General features: G+C 65.2%; 21 protein-coding genes. 18 read left to right on the forward strand and 3 right to left on the reverse strand.

Annotation, left to right across the window (positions count from 1 at the left end):
- Window positions 1–263 precede the first annotated feature (263 nt).
- From ACSVIE_RS13885 to ACSVIE_RS13940, 12 genes are all read left to right on the forward strand, one after another.
- Window positions 264–2,756 (forward strand): ATP-dependent Clp protease ATP-binding subunit, encoded by a 2,493-nt coding sequence (locus ACSVIE_RS13885; protein ID WP_426005196.1) that lies wholly within the window; start codon window positions 264–266, stop codon window positions 2,754–2,756.
- Between the two features lie 96 nt (window positions 2,757–2,852).
- Entirely contained in the window at window positions 2,853–4,073 is a 1,221-nt protein-coding gene (locus ACSVIE_RS13890) for a glycosyltransferase (protein ID WP_442424275.1), read from the forward strand.
- A 110-nt stretch (window positions 4,074–4,183) separates the two neighbouring features.
- A complete protein-coding gene (locus ACSVIE_RS13895; RefSeq protein ID WP_442424201.1) occupies window positions 4,184–6,280 on the forward strand; it encodes a S9 family peptidase in 2,097 nt (698 codons plus the stop codon).
- Window positions 6,281–6,426: 146 nt separating this feature from the next.
- Window positions 6,427–6,930: an Asp23/Gls24 family envelope stress response protein gene (locus ACSVIE_RS13900; RefSeq protein ID WP_442424202.1), complete on the forward strand. Its 504-nt coding sequence runs from the start codon at window positions 6,427–6,429 to the stop codon at window positions 6,928–6,930.
- On the forward strand, window positions 6,927–7,118 hold the full coding sequence (locus ACSVIE_RS13905) for a DUF2273 domain-containing protein (RefSeq protein WP_426005203.1): 192 nt from the start codon (window positions 6,927–6,929) through the stop codon (window positions 7,116–7,118). Before ACSVIE_RS13900 ends, ACSVIE_RS13905 begins: the two co-directional genes overlap by 4 nt.
- Window positions 7,115–7,462, forward strand: coding sequence for a hypothetical protein (locus ACSVIE_RS13910; protein WP_442424203.1), 348 nt, complete (start codon window positions 7,115–7,117; stop codon window positions 7,460–7,462). The genes ACSVIE_RS13905 and ACSVIE_RS13910 overlap by 4 nt, the downstream gene beginning before the upstream one ends.
- Window positions 7,459–8,040, forward strand: coding sequence for a hypothetical protein (locus ACSVIE_RS13915; RefSeq protein ID WP_442424204.1), 582 nt, complete (start codon window positions 7,459–7,461; stop codon window positions 8,038–8,040). Before ACSVIE_RS13910 ends, ACSVIE_RS13915 begins: the two co-directional genes overlap by 4 nt.
- A complete protein-coding gene (locus ACSVIE_RS13920; protein WP_442424205.1) occupies window positions 8,037–8,642 on the forward strand; it encodes a hypothetical protein in 606 nt (201 codons plus the stop codon). Before ACSVIE_RS13915 ends, ACSVIE_RS13920 begins: the two co-directional genes overlap by 4 nt.
- Before the next feature lie 35 nt (window positions 8,643–8,677).
- Entirely contained in the window at window positions 8,678–8,908 is a 231-nt protein-coding gene (locus ACSVIE_RS13925; RefSeq protein WP_442424206.1) for a CsbD family protein, read from the forward strand.
- 227 nt (window positions 8,909–9,135) lie between these two features.
- Window positions 9,136–9,711, forward strand: coding sequence for an RNA polymerase sigma factor (locus ACSVIE_RS13930; protein WP_426005208.1), 576 nt, complete (start codon window positions 9,136–9,138; stop codon window positions 9,709–9,711).
- Window positions 9,708–10,310 carry an Asp23/Gls24 family envelope stress response protein gene (locus ACSVIE_RS13935; RefSeq protein WP_442424207.1) on the forward strand — a complete coding sequence of 201 codons (603 nt, stop codon included), beginning with the start codon at window positions 9,708–9,710 and terminating at the stop codon, window positions 10,308–10,310. The genes ACSVIE_RS13930 and ACSVIE_RS13935 overlap by 4 nt, the downstream gene beginning before the upstream one ends.
- A complete protein-coding gene (locus ACSVIE_RS13940) occupies window positions 10,307–10,627 on the forward strand; it encodes a hypothetical protein (protein WP_442424208.1) in 321 nt (106 codons plus the stop codon). Before ACSVIE_RS13935 ends, ACSVIE_RS13940 begins: the two co-directional genes overlap by 4 nt.
- 10 nt (window positions 10,628–10,637) lie before the next feature.
- On the opposite strand, the gene ACSVIE_RS13945 is transcribed toward ACSVIE_RS13940, so the two are convergent.
- Complete coding sequence (locus ACSVIE_RS13945) at window positions 10,638–11,378, reverse strand: ANTAR domain-containing protein (protein WP_442424209.1); 741 nt, start codon at window positions 11,376–11,378, stop codon at window positions 10,638–10,640.
- A gap of 111 nt (window positions 11,379–11,489) precedes the next feature.
- On the opposite strand from ACSVIE_RS13945, the gene ACSVIE_RS13950 reads away from it, so the two are divergent.
- The gene (locus tag ACSVIE_RS13950; RefSeq protein WP_442424210.1) at window positions 11,490–11,870 is read left to right on the forward strand and encodes a DUF7793 family protein; all 381 of its coding nucleotides are present in this window, start codon (window positions 11,490–11,492) and stop codon (window positions 11,868–11,870) included.
- 455 nt (window positions 11,871–12,325) lie between these two features.
- Here ACSVIE_RS13950 and ACSVIE_RS13955 read toward each other — a convergent pair whose 3' ends face one another.
- Window positions 12,326–13,162, reverse strand: a complete 837-nt coding sequence (locus tag ACSVIE_RS13955; RefSeq protein ID WP_442424211.1) for a DeoR/GlpR family DNA-binding transcription regulator — start codon at window positions 13,160–13,162, stop codon at window positions 12,326–12,328.
- A 76-nt stretch (window positions 13,163–13,238) separates the two neighbouring features.
- Entirely contained in the window at window positions 13,239–15,617 is a 2,379-nt protein-coding gene (gene pdxA / locus ACSVIE_RS13960) for a 4-hydroxythreonine-4-phosphate dehydrogenase PdxA (protein WP_442424212.1), read from the reverse strand.
- Window positions 15,618–15,803: 186 nt separating this feature from the next.
- Between pdxA and ACSVIE_RS13965 the strand changes: the two genes are divergently transcribed.
- The 5 genes from ACSVIE_RS13965 to ACSVIE_RS13985 are packed head-to-tail and all read left to right on the forward strand — an operon-like array spanning window position 15,804 to window position 21,013.
- Complete coding sequence (locus ACSVIE_RS13965) at window positions 15,804–17,378, forward strand: ABC transporter substrate-binding protein (protein ID WP_442424213.1); 1,575 nt, start codon at window positions 15,804–15,806, stop codon at window positions 17,376–17,378.
- A gap of 3 nt (window positions 17,379–17,381) precedes the next feature.
- The gene (locus ACSVIE_RS13970; protein WP_442424214.1) at window positions 17,382–18,317 is read left to right on the forward strand and encodes an ABC transporter permease; all 936 of its coding nucleotides are present in this window, start codon (window positions 17,382–17,384) and stop codon (window positions 18,315–18,317) included.
- The gene (locus tag ACSVIE_RS13975) at window positions 18,314–19,243 is read left to right on the forward strand and encodes an ABC transporter permease (RefSeq protein WP_442424215.1); all 930 of its coding nucleotides are present in this window, start codon (window positions 18,314–18,316) and stop codon (window positions 19,241–19,243) included. The genes ACSVIE_RS13970 and ACSVIE_RS13975 overlap by 4 nt, the downstream gene beginning before the upstream one ends.
- A gap of 1 nt (window position 19,244) precedes the next feature.
- Complete coding sequence (locus ACSVIE_RS13980) at window positions 19,245–20,183, forward strand: ABC transporter ATP-binding protein (protein ID WP_442424216.1); 939 nt, start codon at window positions 19,245–19,247, stop codon at window positions 20,181–20,183.
- Window positions 20,180–21,013 carry an ATP-binding cassette domain-containing protein gene (locus ACSVIE_RS13985; RefSeq protein ID WP_442424217.1) on the forward strand — a complete coding sequence of 278 codons (834 nt, stop codon included), beginning with the start codon at window positions 20,180–20,182 and terminating at the stop codon, window positions 21,011–21,013. Before ACSVIE_RS13980 ends, ACSVIE_RS13985 begins: the two co-directional genes overlap by 4 nt.
- Window positions 21,014–21,057 lie beyond the last annotated feature (44 nt).

The raw sequence follows: 21,057 nt of genomic DNA on the forward strand, positions 1-21,057 counted from the left end.
CCTGTTGCGCAGTGCCGTTAGAACAGCGGCATGAACATCCGCCACGGCAGAACATTCACCACGAACCGTGAAGAGCCGGAAAAGTCCTGCGGGTCCCGAGCGCCGTGCTCCCCGGCACCGGCCCTGGCGGCATGTGGGGGCTGCGGGAGAAGTGGGGGAAATTTATTCCGCAAGGCGTCATGTTTCCCCTGTGGCGAACACGCTCCAAATCTCCGGCTTCGCCACGTAGCATCAAAGTACGTCGTAGCTAGGAGTGTGGCGAAATGTTTGAGAGATTTACAGACCGTGCCCGTCGCGTGGTAGTCCTTGCCCAAGAAGAGGCACGGATGCTGAATCACAACTACATCGGTACCGAACACATCCTCTTGGGTCTGATCCACGAGGGTGAAGGTGTTGCCGCAAAGGCGCTTGAGTCTTTGAGCATTTCGCTCGATGGCGTCCGCGAGCAGGTGCAGGAGATCATCGGCCAGGGCCAGCAGGCTCCGTCCGGGCACATCCCGTTCACGCCGCGCGCCAAGAAGGTGCTGGAGCTTTCCCTTCGCGAGGCACTTCAGCTCGGCCACAACTACATCGGCACCGAGCACATCCTGCTCGGCCTCATCCGCGAGGGCGAGGGCGTTGCTGCCCAGGTGCTGGTCAAGCTCGGAGCGGACCTCAACCGCGTCCGGCAGCAGGTCATCCAGCTGCTGTCCGGCTACCAGGGCAAGGAAACTGCCGGCGCGGGCAGCGGCCAGGGCCAGCAGGAAGGCACTCCGGCAGGTTCCGTGGTGCTTGACCAGTTCGGCCGCAACCTGACCCAGGCTGCCCGCGAGAACAAGCTTGATCCCGTGATCGGCCGCGAGCAGGAGATGGAACGCGTCATGCAGGTCCTCTCCCGCCGCACCAAGAACAACCCCGTGCTTATTGGTGAGCCCGGCGTCGGCAAGACGGCCGTCGTCGAGGGCCTCGCCCAGGCGATCGTGCGCGGCGACGTCCCGGAGACCATCAAGGACAAGCAGCTGTACACGCTTGACCTCGGTTCGCTGGTGGCAGGCTCCCGCTACCGTGGTGACTTCGAAGAGCGCCTGAAGAAGGTCCTCAAGGAAATCCGCACCCGCGGCGACATCATCCTGTTCATCGACGAGATCCACACCCTCGTCGGTGCAGGTGCGGCAGAAGGCGCCATCGACGCCGCGTCGATCCTGAAGCCGATGCTGGCCCGTGGCGAACTCCAGACCATTGGTGCCACCACGCTGGACGAGTACCGCAAGCACATCGAGAAGGACGCCGCCCTGGAGCGCCGCTTCCAGCCGATCCAGGTCAAGGAGCCTTCCGTCGCCCACGCGATCGAGATCCTCAAGGGCCTGCGTGACCGCTACGAGGCACACCACCGCGTGACGATCACCGATGGCGCCCTTGCCTCCGCTGCGCAGCTGGCCGAACGCTACATTTCGGACCGCTTCCTGCCGGACAAGGCGATCGACCTGATCGATGAAGCCGGCGCCCGCCTGCGCATCCGCCGCATGACCGCTCCGCCGGAGCTCAAGGCCATGGACGAGCGTATTGCTGACGTGAAGCTGGAGAAGGAATCGGCGATTGATGCCCAGGACTTCGAGGGTGCCGCTTCGCTGCGCGACAAGGAGCAGAAGCTCATTGCCGAGCGCGCAGAGAAGGAGCGCAACTGGAAGTCCGGCGGCATGGACGACATCTCCGAGGTTGACGAGGACCTGATCGCAGAAGTCCTCGCGAACTCCACGGGCATTCCGGTCTTCAAGCTCACCGAGGAAGAATCCTCGCGCCTGCTCAAGATGGAAGAGGAACTGCACAAGCGCGTTGTTGGCCAGGACGAGGCCATCAAGGCCCTGTCGCAGGCCATCCGCCGCACGCGTGCCGGCCTGAAGGACCCCAAGCGTCCGGGTGGCTCGTTCATCTTCGCCGGCCCCACCGGCGTCGGAAAGACCGAGCTCGCCAAGGCACTTGCCGAGTTCCTGTTCGGTGAAGAGGACGCCCTCATCACGCTGGACATGTCCGAGTACTCCGAGAAGCACACGGTTTCGCGTCTCTTCGGTGCTCCTCCGGGCTACGTCGGCTACGAAGAAGGCGGCCAGCTGACCGAGAAGGTCCGTCGCCGTCCGTTCTCCGTGGTCCTGTTCGACGAAGTTGAGAAGGCTCACGCCGATCTCTTCAACTCCTTGCTGCAGATCCTGGAAGACGGCCGCCTGACCGACTCCCAGGGCCGCGTGGTGGACTTCAAGAACACCGTGATCATCATGACCACCAACCTGGGTACCCGCGACATCTCCAAGAGCGTCGCTACCGGCTTCCAGTCCGGAACCGACACCCAGACCGGCTACAACCGGATGCGTGCCCGGGTCACGGAGGAGCTCAAGCAGCACTTCCGCCCCGAGTTCCTCAACCGTGTTGACGACGTCGTGGTGTTCCCGCAGCTGACGCAGGACGAGATCATCGAGATCGTGGACCTGTTCGTGACCCGCCTGGAGCGTCGCCTCAAGGACAAGGACATGGGCATCGAGCTCACCAAGGCCGCCAAGGTCCTGCTCGCCACCCGTGGTTACGACCCCGCAATGGGTGCCCGGCCGCTGCGCCGCACCATCCAGCGCGAGATCGAGGACCAGTTGTCCGAGAAGATCCTGTTCGGCGATCTCCACACCGGTGACATCGTTGTGGTGGATGTGGAAGGCGAAGGCGACGACGCCAAGTTCACGTTCGAAGGCAACGCCAAGCCGCGGATCCCGGAGATCGCTCCTACCGCGTAAGGCAGAAGCTACACAAGCAGAGTGCCCCGCACATTCTCCTGGGAGTGTGCGGGGCATTCGTGTTTCCAGGAAGTGGGTTTCTTGATGCGGGTTTTGATGGTGGCGCCGGGGACCCGTGGGGACGTTGCTCCCATGGCGGGCCTCGGTCGCCGATTGCAGGAGCACGGGTTTGAGGTCACGGTTGCTGCCAACCCAGCCTATGCACAGCTGGTGGTGTCGTCGGGTTGCGGGTACAGCCCATTGCCCGGGGACCTGACGCGCATCATCACGCGGACGGCCCCTGGCACCAAACCGGCCATGGGGGACCTGGCCACCACATGGCGGGCGCTGGGGGAGTACATGGACCGCGCCGCCACAGGAACGCTGGCGGCGGCGGAAGCGGGGGCCGATGTCATTCTCGCCAATTCGGTGGCTCCCTACGCGTACGACGTCGCGGAGGCGCTGGGCATCCCCGCCGTTGGCGCGCACCTGCAACCGGTGGAACCCAGCGCCGACTACCCGCCCGTGCTGATGGGGTCCGCCCGGGACCTGGGAAAGTTGGGCAACAGGATCGTCGGGGAGCGTGCCCTGGCCGGACCTGCTCCCTATGATGCGCCGGGCGCCCGGCTTCGGCGGGAACTCGGGTTGCCCAAGCTGTCCCGCCGAGCCGCGGACCGCCGTCGAAGGCGCCGGAACGCAACCGTCCTCCATGGCATCAGTCCCACGGTCCTTCCGCGGCCGGCCGACTGGCACCCCGGTTTGGTCATGGCCGGGTACTGGTGGCCACCATCCCGGCCGGAATGGGGTCCGGATGCGGAGTTGGTGGACTTCCTTGCCGCAGGTCCCGCGCCGGTGTTCGTTGGCTTCGGCAGCGGCGCCGCCCTGGACGTGGAGCTCGTCCTGCAGGCTGCCCGGCGGGCCGGTGTCCGTGTGGTGATGCAGGGCGGGAGCGTGCGGGAAGATGACGCCCTGGGCGTCGGCGACGTCCCCCACGAGTGGCTCTTCCCCAGGATGGCGGCTGTTGTGCACCACGCAGGTTCAGGTACGACGGCGGCCGGTCTCCGCGCGGGGGTACCAACAGTTTGCGTCCCGGTCTTCACGGATCAGCCGCTGTGGGCCTCCCGCATTGCTGCGCTGGGCGCCGGGCCGAGGCCTGTCCCGTTCCGTGATCTCACGGCGGAGCGCCTTGGCGACGCCATCGCCAAGGCGGTCAGGTCGCCGTCGTACGCTTCCCGGGCAAGGCTGCTCGCCGGACGCATCGCGGCCGAGGACGGAACCGGCCCGGTCCTCCAAGCCCTCACCCAACTAAGTAGCAGCAGAGCGCGTTTACAGGGCTGAAAACGCGCACAAATGCGACCCAGTTGGGTGAGGGGGTGGATGTGAAAGCAGTGTTTCACTCTTAGTGAACCACTCTGTGATTGAGGGCACATTAAGTGTTGAATCGGATCATGCCTTCGACTGACTCCCACACCCCGCAACCAAAGACTCCTTTCCACGATCTGGACCACTACCTGGCCATTCCCCGGGTCAGTGGCCTCACCCTCAGCCCGGACGGCACGCGGCTGGTCACCACGGTGACGACACTCAACGGCAAGGGCACCGAGTTCGTGACGGCCCTGTGGGAGCTCGACCCCGCGGGGGACAAGCAGGCGCGCCGGATCACCCGCAGTGCCAAGGGCGAGGCCGGCGCTGCGTTCGCGGCCAACGGCGACCTCTACTTCACCTCGGCCCGGCCGGACCCTGAGAGCCCGGATGAGGATCCTGTGAACGCACTCTGGCTGCTGCCCGCGGCTGGGGGCGAGGCCCGGGTGGCGCATTCCCGCGCCGGAGGCGTCGGTTCCGTCCTCGCCGCGGCAGACGCGGATGCCGCCTTTGTTGTCGCGGACGTCCTGGCCGGCTCCACGGACGAGGAAAACGATGAAGAGCGCCGCAAGGCCCGCAAGGACAACAAGGTCTCGGCCATCCTGCACAGCGGCTATCCGGTGCGCTATTGGGATGCCGACCTCGGTCCTTCGCAGCCGAGGATTTTCGCGGTGGAGGCAGGCGAGGTCGGTGAGCCAGGGAAGCCCGCGACCATTGACGCCGGGCCGCCGGTCAGGCTCCGGAACCTGACTCCCGCCGTCGGAGGTTCGCTGCGGGAGGCGAAGACCGTGGTGAGTCCCGATGGCAAGACCATCTACACGAGCCTCACCAAAGCGCTTGCGAAGGCTGACAGCCGCGAGGTGCTGGCCGCCGTCGACGTCGCCACCGGCACTGTCAAGGTGCTGCTTGACCACGAAGGCATGAGCTACTTCCCCGGCCCGGTCAGCCCGGACAACCGCACGCTGGTGGTGCAGAGCGAAAGCGACACCACCCCAACCCAGGCCCCGCAGGTCAAGCTGCATCTGCTCGATGTCTCAGGCGGTGAAACTACTGACCTGGTGCCGCTTGCGCACAACTGGGACCGCTGGGCCACCCCGGTTGCCTGGCTTCCGGACGGCGGTGCCGTCCTTGTCACGGCGGACGACGACGGCGCGTCGCCGGTTTTCCGGGTGGACGTCGGCGACGGTGGGGTAACCCGGGTGACGAATGACGCGGCGGCGTATACCGACGTCGTGGTTTCCCGTGACGGCAGCACAGCGTATGCGCTGCGGAGTTCGTACGAATTCCCGTCGGAAGCTGTGCGGATCGACCTTGCCTCCGGTGACGTTGTCCGGCTTCCGGCTCCAGCGGAGCGGCCCGTTTTTGACGGGCGGCTGGAGCGGGTGGAGACGACGGCGGCTGACGGTACGCGGGTGCCTGCGTACCTGGCTCTGCCTTCGGGGGCGTCGGAGAGCGCGCCTGCCCCGCTGTTGCTGTGGATCCACGGTGGACCGCTTGGTTCCTGGAACGCGTGGACCTGGCGCTGGAACCCGTGGCTCCTGGTGGCCAAGGGCTATGCTGTGCTGCTTCCGGATCCGGCGCTGTCCACGGGGTACGGGCAGGAGTTCATTCAGCGTGGCTGGGGTGAGTGGGGAAAGAAGCCGTACTCCGATCTGATGGCCATGACGGACGCGGTGGTTGCGCGCCCGGACATCGACGAGTCCCGGACCGCGGCCATGGGTGGTTCGTTCGGCGGGTACATGGCCAACTGGGTTGCCGGGCAGACGGACCGGTTCAAGGCGATCGTGACCCACGCAAGCCTGTGGGCGCTGGACCAGTTCGGGCCCACGACTGATGCTGCGCAGTACTGGCTGAAGGAAATGACCGTGGAGATGGCCATGGAGAACTCACCGCACCTGAACGTCGGCAACATCACGACGCCCATGCTGGTGATCCACGGGGACAAGGACTACCGCGTGCCGATCGGCGAAGGCTTGAGGCTTTGGTATGAGCTGCTTTCGTCGTCCGGGCTGCCTGCGCGTGAGGATGGGCAGAGCCCGCACCGGTTCCTGTACTTCCCGGACGAGAACCACTGGGTACTCCAGCCGCAGCACGCCAAAATCTGGTACGGAGTGGTGGAGCACTTCCTGGCCAAGCAGGTGCTCGGGGAGGACGTGGAGCTGCCGGAGGAGCTGGGAGTTTAGCCCTGGGCGCCGATGCCGCTGTTTACGTCACCGTGTTCCATGTGTGAGCCATATCACACATAAAGTTCCGTGAGCTTTCGGTGCCTCCTCCCGTCCTCCTTATGAAGGCGCAAAACGCGACCATCTCACCGACAGGAGCGAGTGCTATGACAAACCAGACGCATACCCCCGCAGAGGTTGCAGCAAAGAACACCTCATCTGCTGTGGCAAAGACCGGAGCGACGTCCGCTCCTTCCCTTAAGGAAGCCGTGGAGTACAAGGGCAAGGACGGCCGCGGAGCAACGAACGTCGCTGACGGTGTGGTGGCCAAGATCGCCGGGATCGCCATCCAGGAAATCCCCGGCGTTCACGCACTGGGTGGCGGCGCTGCACGCGCCATCGGCACCTTGCGCGAAAAGGTGGGCCAGAAGGACCTGACCCAGGGCGTCAGCGTGGAAGTCGGCCAAACCCAGGTTGCTGTTGACGTCACCCTCGTCGTCGAATACCCGTACCCCCTTCAGGAAGTTGCCGACAACGCCCGCAACGCTGTCTACACCGCCATCGAAGACCTCGTTGGCATGGAAGTCACCGAAGTCAACATCACCATCACCGACATCCACGTCCCCTCCGATGAATCCGACGACGACGATCGGGAACCGAGGGTGGCATGAGTCCCACGGTCACCGGCATCGCCATAGGAGCCGTCCTGGCGATTGCCGGCTTGTGGTTCGGATTCTGGGGGCTGCTGCTGACGGCGCTGTTCATGGGGATCGGAGCAGTGTTGGGCAGATCGGCAGAAGGCAAGCTTGACCTCGGCGGGGTGTTGGACGCCCTGCGCGGCAAGCGCTCGTCCTCATGACGCGGGCCGGGCACACCCGGATTGCCCGCACGGCGCTGCGAAAGACCGTGGAGGCCGTCACAGCAGAAGCTTTCCGGGTGAGTGGCAGGAACGTCACCGCGGAACTCGACGACGACGGCGGCAAGCTGGGTGTGAGGGTAGCCGTACAGCTGGCCCTCCCCCGGTTGCCCGCCCCGCAGTCGTCCGAACCACGCCACGGGGGAAACGTCTTTGAACAGGCCCAAAGCGCACGCTCCAGGATCGTGGCCCGCGGGCTGCAACTGACGGGAATGACCTTTGGCCGGGTAGACATCAGGCTCACAGCTGGCAAACCGCCACACAACCAGGAAAGGAGGGTGCGGTGAGTGCGGACAGCATCAGCAGGCGCATGATCCGCAGGGAGACCCACTCCTCGCGGGCGCTGGCCTCATCCATCTGCGCAGTACTGGTGGCTGGCGTCTTCCTGTGGCTGGCAGCGGAAATCGTGCTGTGGCTGGTGCGCGGGCCAGCCGTGATCGCAGGGCCGGCGCAACTGCTTCAGTGGCTGACGGACCTGCCGGTGGGGACCATCCCGGCGGGCCTGGCCGCCGCAGGAGCGGGACTTGGGTTGCTTGGGCTGCTTCTCCTGGGTCTTGCCTTCGGGCGTGGCCGCAAGGCACGGCGAGCCCTCAGCAGTGACCGCAGTGCGGTCGTCGTTGACGACGAGGTCATTGCAGCGGCGGTCTCCGGCAAGACCCGCCAGGTCGCGGGCCTCGCGCCCGGCCAAGTGACCACCACCGTCGGTGGACGGTCCGTACGCGTCCGGGTGCGTCCGACGTCGGGCATTGCGCTGGACCCGGACGCCATCCGCAAAGCGGTGGACGACGAACTGGCCGCCTACGGAATGGCTGGCCCGTTCACATCGTCAGTGAAGGTGGCCAGCCAAGGAGCGGTGGGGCAATGAGGAAGACCAACAGGGCTTTGAACCGGACACTCCTTGCCCTTCTGGGCGTAGTCCTGGCGGGTGCAGGCGCCGCACTGATCGCGGCCGGGGTCGTTCCCGGCTTCGCGCAGACGTGGACCTCCACCGGAAACCGGCTCCGCGACCAGTCGCGGGAACTGCTCACATCCGCCCCGTTGGCAGATCCGCCAGGAAGCTGGTGGGCAGTGGTGGCCGTCGCTGCGCTGCTGGTTGCGGCGGCACTCAGTGTGGGCTGGTTGGTCTCGCAGGGCGGCGGTCGCACGGCCCGCTTGGCGGAAGTGCACGACGGCGACCGCGGACGCACCGTGGTGGACACCGGACTCATCAACTCGGCCGTGCAGGAAGCAGTCAAAGGCAACCGCGAAATCCTCGCCAGTTCCGTTTCAGCATGGGAGTTGCGCAAAGGGACGGCGATCAAACTCCGGATAGAGGCACGCAAGGGAGCTTCGCCGCGTGAGCTGGTGGAGACAGCCGAACTGCTGGTCCAGTCGATCGACACGTGGCTTGGGGGCCAGACACCCGTGCTGGTGCGCATCACCGCCGGCACCCGAAGCCGGTTGGCCGGCACCGGCCGGGCCCGCTAGGAACCATCAACAACACAACAGGAAGGAAAACCATCATGGGAATCAACGACAAAATCAACAACGCAGCCACTGAGCACCTCGGCGCAGCCAAGGAAAATGCCGGCAAGTTGACCGGGAACGAATCCCTGGAACGTGAAGGCCAGCAAGACCAGGCAGAGGCCAAGGTTCAGCAGGCCGGCGAGAAGGTCAAGGACGCAGCAGCCGACATCGCCGAAAACCTCAAGGACGCAGCCCAGAAGATCAAGGAAGGCTTCTCCAGGAAATAGCCACTGAACCCGTGAGGGCGGACTGCAGCGAAGAACGGACGCGGCAGCCCGCCCTCCGGGATCCCCTCGCTGGAAGCCGGGCAGCAAAGTCAAGGTTGAGCCATCCGGTGCCGGACCTGATCCGAATCACCATCGATGCCTGAATCGGCTTGAACAAGGCGGGACGTTTCCCGAGTTTGCGCAGTGCCTCCCCGGGCATCACGCAAAGCAGCGAAGGAAGGAGTCGCGTGACAAACGCACAACGGGCCCGGAATCCGTTGGATCATGTTCCGGACGCCATTCTTGCCGGAAGGGCGGGCGACGGTGACACCGCAGCCTTCGAGGCTTTGGCCCGGCGGCATGGACCTGTGATGCGGGCCAGCGCCCGCCGCCTCACCGGATCCTGGGCCGACGCCGACGACGTTGTCCAGGAGTCGCTGGTCCAGGCATGGAGGCAACTCGAGAGCCTGCGGGACCCTGCGGCGGTCCGAAGCTGGCTGTTGCGGATTGTTGGCAGCCGGAGCATCGACCACCTGCGGAAGCGCCGGAACCATGCGGAACTCGAATCTGCGCAAGTGCCGGCGCCGCAGCCCAGGGCCCAGGATCCGGAACCGGCCGCCCTCAACGGATCCGGGGTGGAAGCCCTCAAGGCTGCCCTCGCCGAGTTACCGGAAGAACAAAGGCGATGTTGGGTTCTCAGGGAATTCAATGACCAAAGCTATGAGGAGATCGCCGAGACGTTGAAGATCAGCCCTGACAGCGTCCGCGGCCGACTGGCCCGGGCCCGCATCACCCTCGCACGCAGAATGGAGGAATGGCGATGAACGCTTCGCATGACACCATGGACTGCGGACATTCCCTTGCGGAGTTGAGCGACTACCTTGATACCGGCGAATTCAGTGATCCGGCGCATCTGGAATCGTGTCCCGAATGCCAAGCAGGACTGGCAAGCCTCCGCCGCCTCTCCCGTTTCGCGGGCGACCTTGTGCACGCAGATACGGCCGAGGCAGGCTCGGGCACCGATGAATGGATGCAATCGATCCTGTCCAACTTGCGCTTGGAGCTTCGGCCCGGGCGGACCATCCCGCTGCGTTCGGACAACCCGGCCGATGTGCTTTCGGAAACAGAAGGAGCCATTACTGCGCTCATCCGGTCCCTCGTGGATGGGATTCCCGGAACCGCCGCGGGGAGGTGCAGCCTGCTGGGGGACGTCACGGAGCCAGGCGCTGGAATCAGCGTCCACGTGGACGTGGCCGTGGTGTATGGCCGGCACCTTGAAGAACGGGCCAGTGAAGTCCGCGCCCGTCTGGCAGAGGCACTGGGGACGCATACGGAGTTGAACGTCACCGGGATCGACGTGACCATCACCGACGTGCTCGAACCCGCTGCCAGTCCAGAGAACAACCGGGAGGAGCAACCATGACCAAACCGGCAACCGGTGCGCTCGCCGACGAACTGACGCGGATAGCCCAGACAGTTGATGGGGTCAGTGCGCTGTTCCCCGCCCGGCCATTGTGGCAGTCCGTGGCGGGAGTGGCCCTGCAAGCCATAACGGGTGAAGCGCTGCCCTTGGTTGCGCTGACGGAAAGCCCCGGCGGAGTGTCCGTCAAGGTGAGGATCGGGGTCGACGCTGCCCATTCCGCCCCAGCGGTGGCGCGAAGAGTAGCCCAAGCGATCCGAAGCCACCTGCACCGGCCGGCTGCCGCCGTCGAGGTTTCCGTGGTCAAAATCGGAGGCTGACCGGCAGGCGCTAGTCTTCGAAGTGCGTTGAGGGGACGGCGTTGGTGCCATTGCGTTCGGACATGATGCCAGCGGCTACGTCGTGCAGTTTCTGGTTGCGGTTCTGCGAGGCCTGGTTCAGGAAAGCGAAGGCTTGTTCCTGGGTGCAGTTGTTTTCGGCCATGATGATTCCGGTTGAAAGGTCGATGACGGTGCGGCGTTTCATGGCGGCTTTGAGGTCCTCGGCGAGCAGGTCCGCTGCCGCGATCCGCAGCGCAAGCCGCAGCGCCTGCCCGGCCATGTCCGCGAATATCTTCGCTTCACTGACTGCGTCGTCGGTGAACGCGTGGGTGTTGGGGGCGAAGAAGTTCAGTGCTGCGGAAGCGTCTTTGCCCAGCTCCAGCGGCGCCGCGAGGACGCTGCGTGCCCCGGCGGAATCCAGGGTCGCTGCGTATGCAGGCCACGGGGAAGCTGTGCTGGTGTCGGCCAGAACCACCGGTGACCGGGTTTGCAGGGCTTCCAGGACAGGACCGTCACCCAGGGCCTGTTCGATGCCGTCCCAGAGGATGGCGTTATCGCTGCTGCCAGCCAAGGTCACGGCCCGCTTGCGGCGCCAAAGGGTCACGGCGCATTCGATGCGGGTGCCGGTAGCCCGGCTCAGAGTGGCCGCGGCGTAGCCGGTCATGCGGTCCAAAAAGGACTTAACATCGTCGGAACCAGCGATGAGTTGGTGCAGTCGCTGGAAGTCCTCATTCTGCTCCTCAGTTTCCACATCCAGCATTGTAGGTGCGGGTATTTTGACCTCGCAATATGGCACCTCCCGGACGGGCCGGGTGCTGCGGGTTAGTCCTAGCGTCACAGGACGCAATGGGGGGAGTGCCAAATGGAGCAGGAGACCGTGGACGGCGGCAAGGGAACCATCGGGCTCGACGGGCAAGGAATCCTGCAGCTGATCTGGGGACAGGGCACCGTCCTGACGGCGGAGGACGTGCGCGCGGCAATGGACAAGATCAACAAACTCGCCGGTGACGCCGAGTATCCGATGCTGATCGACATCACCCACACCCAGTCGGTCACCCGGGAAGCCAAATCGGCTTTCAGTACAAAATGCGCTGCTTCGCGGATCGCATTGGTGGGTTCAAACCCGGTCAACCGGGTCATCGCCAACTTCGCCATGTCACGGCGCACGCTGCCGGTTCCCACCCGGTTCTTCGCCTCCCACGATGAAGCCATCACCTGGCTGCTGACTCCTGAGTGTTCCTGATTCGTTGCCGGGGCGCGGCGGCCGAAGGCTTCCGCAGCCCGACCAACGCCCGCGAAGCCGGGCCGGGCACGGGATGCAGCAACGCCGACGCTGGCAGCGGCACACCTGGCCGCCAGCATGTCATGACGACCTTGAAGACTCACTTCGCCGTGCCAAGTTTCCGTGGGACCCGTCGGCGGGCCCGTGGTAAACCACAACGGTAACTTGCGAGCGTTTTTCTGCGGTATTCGGGTGGGCCTGGGATGGCAAAGCCGATCTGGCCGTAAGCGGTGGTCAAGGATCTCTGCGCCACAAGACATTTACGGTGCACTGATGGCTCCGCCGATGTCTTCTTGAGCAGGTTTTAGATCCAACTTTGAGGCCATGATTCACTTTTCGCTGACCTGCATCGGAGGGGCTTTACCCCGGATCTCATGAACATCCAGATGGCCAGGCTCCATCTGCCCAACTTACTTTCACGCGGAAGGCTGCGGCTGCTGGGCGTCGTCCGGGATCGGCTCGTTGACACTGCTGAAGGATGAGGCTTCGGTGGACGCTATTTCCACCTGTACTCCGGCGTCACGGAACTTGCGGACCTGGGTGGGGTCGGCGTGATCGTCCGTTACTAGCGTCCACGGCAGCGGGAGCCGTGCCCATGCGTGGAACGGCCGGAGGCCGAGCTTTGAGGAATCCGCCAAAATATAGACTTCCCGGCCGCGGCGGGCCATTAGTTCCTTGAGGCGGGTCTGGGCGTGGTCGGCCTCGCAGATGCCGTCCTCGGCGGTGACGGCGTCGGCGCCGAGGAAGACGCGGTCGAAGCTCATCCGCTCCAGCGCCGCCTCGGCCAGCGGTCCTACAAAACTCTGGCTCACGCCACGCAACCTCCCGCCGAGGCAATCCACCTCGACGCCCACGGAGTCCGCAAGCTCCTGCAGAGTGTTGATTCCCGGGGTGGTGACGGATAACCGACCGAACCCCCGCAGCTCGTGGGCCAGGGCACCCGCGGTGGAACCCGCGTCGAGCAGAATGTTCTCCCCGTTGTGGATCACCGACGCCGCCCACCGGGCAATCGCGTGTTTTTGGTCGAACGCCTCGCCAATCCGCTGCCGCAGCGACGCCTCCGGGTGCGCGCCCAGCGCCATCGCACCACCGTAGGTCCGCGCCAGCCGGCCCTGGCTGTTTAGCAGTGCGAGGTCGCGGCGGATGGTAGAGGCGGTAACCTCGAACCGGTCGGACAGTTCCTCCACGGAAGCGAGGCCGGTGGTCACGGCGAGGTGGTAGATCTCCTCGCGCCGCGCATTAGCGGACAGCATTCCCGGTTTCCTCCCCGTGGGCATGGCGGTTGCAGTGCTAACCATCCTAGTTCCGGCCCCCAATCAAACCAGTCACCTACACGGCAACGGATGGGCGAGTGGCCATTTCCGCTGCCTGGTGCAGCGCCTCGACCATGGAGCGGGAGTCAGCGATGTTCTTGCCGGCGATGTCGAATGCAGTGCCGTGGTCCACGGACGTGCGGATGACGGGCAGGCCCACGGTGATGTTTACCCCGGCCTCGATGCCCAGCACCTTCACCGGCCCGTGGCCTTGGTCGTGGTACATGGCCACTACCAGGTCGTAGTCGCCCCGGCCGGCCAGGAAGAACAGGGTGTCGGCGGGCAGCGGGCCCACGGCGTTGATGCCGTCCGCCTGGGCGGCCTTGACGCCGGGTTCGATCTTCTCGGCTTCCTCGCCCTGGCCGAACAGGCCGTTCTCACCGGCGTGCGGGTTGATGGCGCAGACGCCGATCTTCGGGTTGGGGATGCCCGCCCGGACGAGCGCTTCGTGCCCGCGGCGGATGGTGCGTTCGACCAGGTCCGGGTTGATCTTGCGGACGGCATCCATCAGGCCGATGTGCGTGGTCACGTGGATCACCCGGATCTTGGGAGTAGAGAGCATCATGGACACTTCCTCGATGCCGGTCAGGTGCGCCAGCAGCTCGGTGTGCCCCGGGTAGATGTGCCCGGCCGAGTGTAGTGCTTCCTTGTTCAGCGGCGCCGTGCAGATGGCCTGCACCTTCCCGGCCATCGCCAGCTCGCTGGCCACCCGGATGTATTCGTAGGCTGCGTGCCCGGCGACGGGGGAAAGCTGGCCCCAGGCGAGGTCCTCCGGCAGCAGCGCCAGGTCGATCACGTTCACCCGGCCCGGCGTGAACACCGCGTCCGCAACGATCTCAATCACCTGGATGTCGGCCTTAACACCCACGATTTCAGCGGCCTGGCGCAAGCGCAGCGCATCGCCGACCACCACCGGTCGGCATTCGGCCAGGATGCCTTGGTGAAGGACGGCCGGGACGATAACTTCCGGGCCGATGCCGGCACCGTCGCCCATAGTGACGGCGACGTAGGGGAGGGATGAAGTGGTTTCAACGGTTGTCATTGTTGCTCCAGATTGTTCGGAAGTCTTGCGGGGAAGGGTGGAGGCGGGAGCTGCCGCGGTCTGGCGGCGGCGCTCCCGGATCTCGTGATAAAGCTGCAGGAGGGCGAGGTCGTCGCCGAAGCTGCCGGGCTTGGTGCCCACCAGCGTGCCATCGTCGGCCCGGCTGACCACGGCCCCGTGTTGGACCGCGGCGAGCGGCACCAGGCTGGAGCGGCCGACGGTCTGCAGGACTTCCCTGGCCGTCTCACCGCCGGTGAGGATCAAGTCGGCCCGGGTTTCCTTCGCGACCTCGGCGGCGAACTTTGACAGAGCTTGCACGATGCTTGCCGCCCTCGCAGGATCGATTTTTGTCGACGCCAGCGTGATGGCAACGCTGGCGCCTGACTGCAACGCCTGCTTGGTTTCCTCAAGCTGCGTTGCGTATGCGCCCGCTGCACCTGCGTACTGAGGATGTAGCCGGACCACTGTGAAGCCTTCGGCTTCAAGACTGGCCAACTGTACCTGCGCCGTCGTGGACGCGGAGCCGACGACGGCGAGCACCGGCAGTTCCGCTTGGTGCCGTTCCGCAACGGTTAAGTCCACGGCCGACGCTCTCTGCGTGTTTCGCGCAGGTTGAGCACCGAGCCGCTGGGCCAGGACGTCCGCCGCCCCTCCGGTTCCCACCAGGACGATGCGGCGGCCACCAGCCTGGAAATCCAGGTCAAGCAGTGCGTCAACCACCCGCTCCAGGTCCTGGACGTTCTCGCCGTCAGTTACCAGCACCTGAGGCTCGTTGGTGTTCAGCAGCCCGGCCAGCGTGGTGTTGAGGACGCTCGACCGGACCGCGTTCAGATTCACCGTGTGGACCGACGAGGGATCCTTGGGCCGAAGCAGTGACGGAACGTCCGTCGGCGGGGCCGAAACTTCCGCCTGCCACAGGCCCGTCTCTGCCAGCGGAGTGCCAGCCACCAGCGGCTGGCCTTCCACAACAGAGCGCTGCAGCTGGGGGAGTGCTCCCGCAACAACAGCGTGGAAGCCAAGGCTGGTCAGCGCCGATATTTCCGCACGGACGTTGCCGCGCCACAGGGAGTCCATCTTCTTGAACATCACCTGTACGTCGGACGCTTCGGGGCCGGAAAAGGCGTCCTTCACCAACGCCTCGGCTGCAACGTCAGACAGTCCGCGGGAATGCGTATCAGTGACCACCACTTCGGTAGCGGGCCCCTTGAGAGAGGTGGCCCCGTCGTGCCTTATCGCAGCGTTCGATAAATCCGTGGCGAGCAGAACCTGTGCGGACAAGCCGTGCTCCACAAAGCAGTAGCCAACCTCGGCGGCGCCGGAGAAATCGTCGGCCTGCACAAATACGGAAGCCACGCTGCTCCTCTCGTCATAGTTGGCTGGAACCCCGCCAAAGATGCGGGAAGCTTTCCACCATCATGGCATGGCTGCGCGAATCACGCTAGATGGCTTGCGTAGTTTGTGCAAAGGTGGCAAAGTGATGGAGACAACATTCGGCGCAGCCACCTCGTACGCCGTCCCCGATCTACCGAGAGGTCAACGATGACCGTTCTTCCTCAAGGAAGTGAGATTTCCCGCCGTCGTCTGCTGCAGTTCGGCGCGGCGGCCGGGTTTCTGCTGGGCACCGGCAGCCTCGCCGGCTGCGCCGGCCCCACCGGCCTCCCGGGCCCCAGCACCCTGACCTTGGCCTTGAACCGCTCCCTGGTCAGCCTGGACAACAAGCTCAACCAGTTCGACGCAGCCGTCACCGTGCAGCGCTCGGTCCGTCAGGGCCTGACGGCCATCGGTCCCGAAACCAAGCCCGTGCTGATGCTGGCCGAACGCTTCGAGATGACCGGCCCCACCGAATGGACTGTTCGGTTCCGCGAAGGCATCCGCTACTCCGACGGCAGCCCGGTGGAGGTGGAGGACGTCGCCACCGCCCTGAAGATGTATCAGCAGGTCCAGGGCTCCTTTGTCGCCGGCTTCTTCCCCGAATTCCCCGAAGTGGTCCCGGTGGATGACCGCACCTTCAAGATGGTGTCCAAGAAGCCGATCCCCATCCTGGACTCGCTGATGAGCATGATCCTGATAACCCCCGCCGCGCAGAACAAGCCGGAGGAACTGCAGGAAGGGATCGGTACCGGCCCGTACGTGGTGACCAAGTTCAATCGCGGTGCCGGCACCTACAGCCTGCAGCGTAACGAGAACTACTGGGGCCCCAAGCCTGAGATCGAAAACGTGGAAGTCAGGTTCCTGCCGGAGGAATCCAGCCGCGTGATCGCCCTGCGCAGCGGCGAGGTGGACGTCATCGACTCCATCACTCCGGATTCCCGCGAACAGCTCGGCGGCCTGCCCGGCGTCGAACTGCAGGAAGCGTCAAGCCTGCGCCTGAACCAGATCTTCTTTAACTTCCGCAAGCCCGCCGGTCACCCCCTCGCCGACCCGCGCGTCCGGCAGGCCCTGAGCATGGCCATCGACGGCGAATCTCTGGTCCGCGACGTCCTGGTGGACTCCGTCACTCAGGCAGAGGGCGTCACCCCGTCCAGCCTCACCGGCTACTACAAGACCGGCGAATATGTCTACGACCCCGATAAGGCCAAGGCAACGCTGGCCGAACTCGGCGTCAAGGACCTCACCCTGAAGATCATCTGGGAAACCGGCGAGTTCGCCTCGGACACCTCCGTGATGGAAGCGCTGGTGGAAATGTTCGGCAAGATCGGTGTGAAGGCCGAGCTGCAGCAGTTCGAACCCGGCGGCAACATCCTGGCCTGGCGCCAAGGCAAGCAGGGCGACTGGGACCTGCTCGGCAACGGCTATCCGAGCCCCACCGGCCTGGCCATCACCATGCTGCAGGGCATGTACGCCGGCACCCCGGAAAAGGAAGCCACCCGCGATACCTACCAGGGTTACGTGATCCCGGAGGTCAGCGCCAAGGTCCGGGCCGCTGCAGAGGAAGCAGAGCCGGCGCGCAGGACCGAACTGCTGAACGAAGCCCAGCAGGCAGTCTGGGACACGTGGCCATGCGCCTGGGCCTTCGTGCCCAAGTCCGTCCTCGCCCACCGGGAGCGGGTATCCGGCATCAACCTGGCGCCCACGAATTCCTACCCCCTCGTTGATGTCCGGCTGGAGGCCTAAGCCATGACGAACTACATCCTCAAGCGTGTGGGACAGGGCCTGCTGACCGTGTTCCTCACCGTATCCACCGTGTTCATCCTGATCCGCATGGCCCCGGGCGACCCCGCTGTCTCCTACGCCGGCCCGCTGGCCACCAACGAGCAGCTCGCCGCCGTCCGTGAGCAGTTCGGCCTGGACCGGCCGGTGCTGGAACAGTACTGGATCTTCATCCAGCAACTGTTCACCGGAAACCTCGGCCAGTCCTACTCCTTCCAGGCCCCGGCCATGCAAGTGGTCTTCGAACGGATGCCCTACACCCTGACCCTGGCGACGTCGGCGATCCTGCTGACCGCCGTCGTCGCCATCCCGCTGGGTGTATGGATGTCCCGCCGCCCGGACACCGGCCGCGAGTTCGGCGTCAACGTGCTCACCATCGCCGGGCAGTCCATGCCCGACTTCTGGACCGGCATCATGCTCCTCACCGGCTTCGCCGTGCTGATCCCGCTGTTCCCGGCCTCCGGCTTCGCCACTTGGGGCGGGCTGGTCCTGCCCACCATCACCATCGCCATCCTGCAGATCGCCCTGATCTCCCGGATGGTCCGCCGCGAAATGAGCAACAACCTCGCCGCCCCGTACCTCACCGTGGCCCGCTCCCGCGGCGTCACCAACTCCGCACTCACCTGGCGCTACGCCATGGGCAACTCCGCCATCCCTGTCTTCACCGCACTGGGCACCCGGTTCGCCGCCATGCTCAACGGTGTCGTGGTGGTGGAAGTAGTGTTCGCCTGGCCCGGCGTCGGCTCCCTGATCGTCCGGGCCCTCGAAACCCGCGACTACCCTCTCATTCAGGCCACGGTCCTCATCACCGCGCTCCTGGCGGTAGGAGTGCAACTGCTCATCGACCTCGCCTACCCGCTCCTTGATCCCCGCGTTCGTCTTGGAAAGGCGGCCACAGCATGAGCCTCGACACCGCAAACCCGGCAGCGTCTTCCGGCGCACCAGCGAAACAGCCCGGCCCCAGCGCCGTCACCAAAGCGGACATCGCCAAGGCAGGCGCCACACGGCGTCGTAAATCCGCCCAGTGGAAGCTCATCGTTGGCACCATCTGCACCCTGCTGGTGACCATCCCGATCATTCTCGCCCAGGTGCTCCCGCTCCCGGACGCGAACTTTCAGGACCTCGCCGCCCGGCGCCTCCCGCCGCTGACCGACGGTCATCTGTTTGGCACCGACCAACTCGGGCGCGACCTCCTCTCCCGGGTCCTGCACGGTGGCCAGGTCTCCCTGACCATTGGGGTGTTGGCCGTCCTGGTGTCCGGGGCCATCGGCGTGATCCTCGGAGCGGCCGCCGGTTACTACGGCGGCTGGGTGGACACCATTGTCTCCCGCATCCTCGAAGCGCAGATGTCCCTGCCGCTGCTGATGATGCTCCTGCTGGTGGTGGCCCTGTTCGGCCCGTCCATCCCGGTCATCACCTTCGTGATCGCCATCGCCCAATGGCCCGAAGTCGCCCGCCTCACGCGCTCAATGGTGTTGGTGGAACGCGAAAAGCCATACGTCTCCGCAGCCCGGATCCTAGGCCTGCACAAGGTCAAGATCCTGATCCAGCACATCATCCCCAACGTCATCAAACAGGCAACCTTGGTAGTCCTGCTCCTGCTGGCCCAGGCCGTGCTCCTCGAGTCCGCGCTGTCCTTCCTGGGTGCCGGCCCACAACGGCCGTTCGCCACCTGGGGCCGCATCATCTCCGACGGCCAGGACTACATCACCACCTCCTGGTGGATGGTCACCCTGCCCGGCCTGGTGATCGTGCTCATGGTGGTGGGCGTCAACCTGCTGGGCGACGGCCTCCGCGACCGTCCCCGCCGCAAGAAGAAGGGTGCCTGACATGAGCACTGCTAACTCACCTGCAGATCAGCCCAACCCCATCGAGCAGCCGCTGCTGGAAGTCCGCGACTTCCAGGTGGAGCTCATCACGGAGACCGGCATCGTCCGCGCCGTCGACGCCGTCAGCTTCAGCATTCACCGCGGCGAGACGGTCACCATCATCGGGGAGTCCGGTTCGGGGAAATCCACGACGGCGATGGGAATCCTCCGTCTCTTGCCCGAGGACCTGGCAGTCCTGTCCGGCACAGTGAAGATCGACGGCGTCGACATCTCAGCTGACCCCAAGGCCATCGACAAGGTGCGCGGCAAGACCCTGGCCCTGATTCCGCAGGATCCCATGACGGCGCTGAGCCCGGTCCACTCGATCGGCAGCCAGCTCTTCGAAGCCATCAAGATCGCCGACGCCGCCTCGGCCAAAGACAAGACTGCGCTTCAGGCCCGGGCCGTGCGCCTGCTGGAACAGGTGCACATCCCAACGCCGGAAAAGCAACTGAAGAAATATCCGCACCAGCTCTCCGGCGGCATGCTCCAGCGTGTGCTGATCGCCATCGCTTTGGCTTCCGAGCCGCAGCTGCTGGTGGCGGACGAGCCCACCTCGGCCCTGGACGTTACCGTGCAGGCCGGAATCCTGGACCTGCTCCTCGAACTCCAGGAACAGCGCGGCGTCGGCATCCTGATGATCACCCACGACCTGGGTGTGGCCCGGCTGATCTCGGACCGCATCCACGTGATGAAGGACGGCTCCTTCGTCGAATCCGGCGAGGTCCAGCAGATAGTGGACCACCCGGCCACCGAATACACCCAAACCCTGCTGGCCGCCATTCCCGTCTTGGGGGAGTGGGACGAAACACCTGCCTCTACCGGCCGCCGCTCCGCCGGCACTACAGGAACCGCAGCAAGCACCGACCCAGCCCTCACCCAGACCGGAGCAAAGCCATGACGAAGCCGTTCCTCGCCGTCGACAACCTGGTGGTGGACTACCACGTGCCCGGCGGCACCTTCCGGGCCGTGGACGACGTCTCCTTCTCTGTGGACAAAGGCAAAACGATCGCCGTTGTAGGCGAATCAGGCTGCGGCAAGTCCACAGTCGCCAAGGCCCTGATGCGGCTGGTCGCCCCCACCAGCGGGTCCATCACCCTGGACGGCACGGACATCGCACCCATGAGCGAGGCCAAGCTGCGGCCGCTACGCTCCAAGTTCCAGATGGTGTTCCAGGACCCCTACGGTTCGCTGGACCCTCACATGACCGCGCAGGAAATCGTGGCCGAGCCGCTGAAGCTGCAAGGTGTCCGCTCCAAGGCCGAACGGCACAAGGCGGCAGCGAAGCTGATCGACCAGGTGGGCCTGCCCGTCCGGTCCCTGGAGAAACGGCCTTCTGAGTTCTCCGGCGGCCAGCGCCAGCGCATCGGCATCGCACGGGCACTTGCCTCCAAGCCGGAACTGCTGGTCTGTGACGAGGCCACCAGCGCGCTTGACGTGTCCGTGCAGGCCCAGGTGCTGCGGCTGCTGGAGTCCATTCAGGACGAAACCGGCATTACCTACGTTTTCATCTCGCACAACCTGGGAGTGGTGCAGGAAATCAGCGATACCGTCATGGTGATGCAGCGCGGCAAGCTCGTGGAACACGGCACCACCGCGTCCGTCCTGACCGCGCCCAAGGAGGACTACACCCGCAAGCTCCGCCGCGCCGCGCTGGACCCCTCCACCATGACCGGGCTGAAGCCGCGGCATGTCGTCCGATCACTGGCCCTGGCCAACCAAGCCAATTAGCCGAACCGGCCTAGATCCTTACTCACGAACGCAACCACGAGGAA

Source organism: Paenarthrobacter sp. NCHU4564 (assembly GCF_052156435.1).
In the GTDB taxonomy this organism is placed as follows: Bacteria; Actinomycetota; Actinomycetes; order Actinomycetales; family Micrococcaceae; genus Arthrobacter.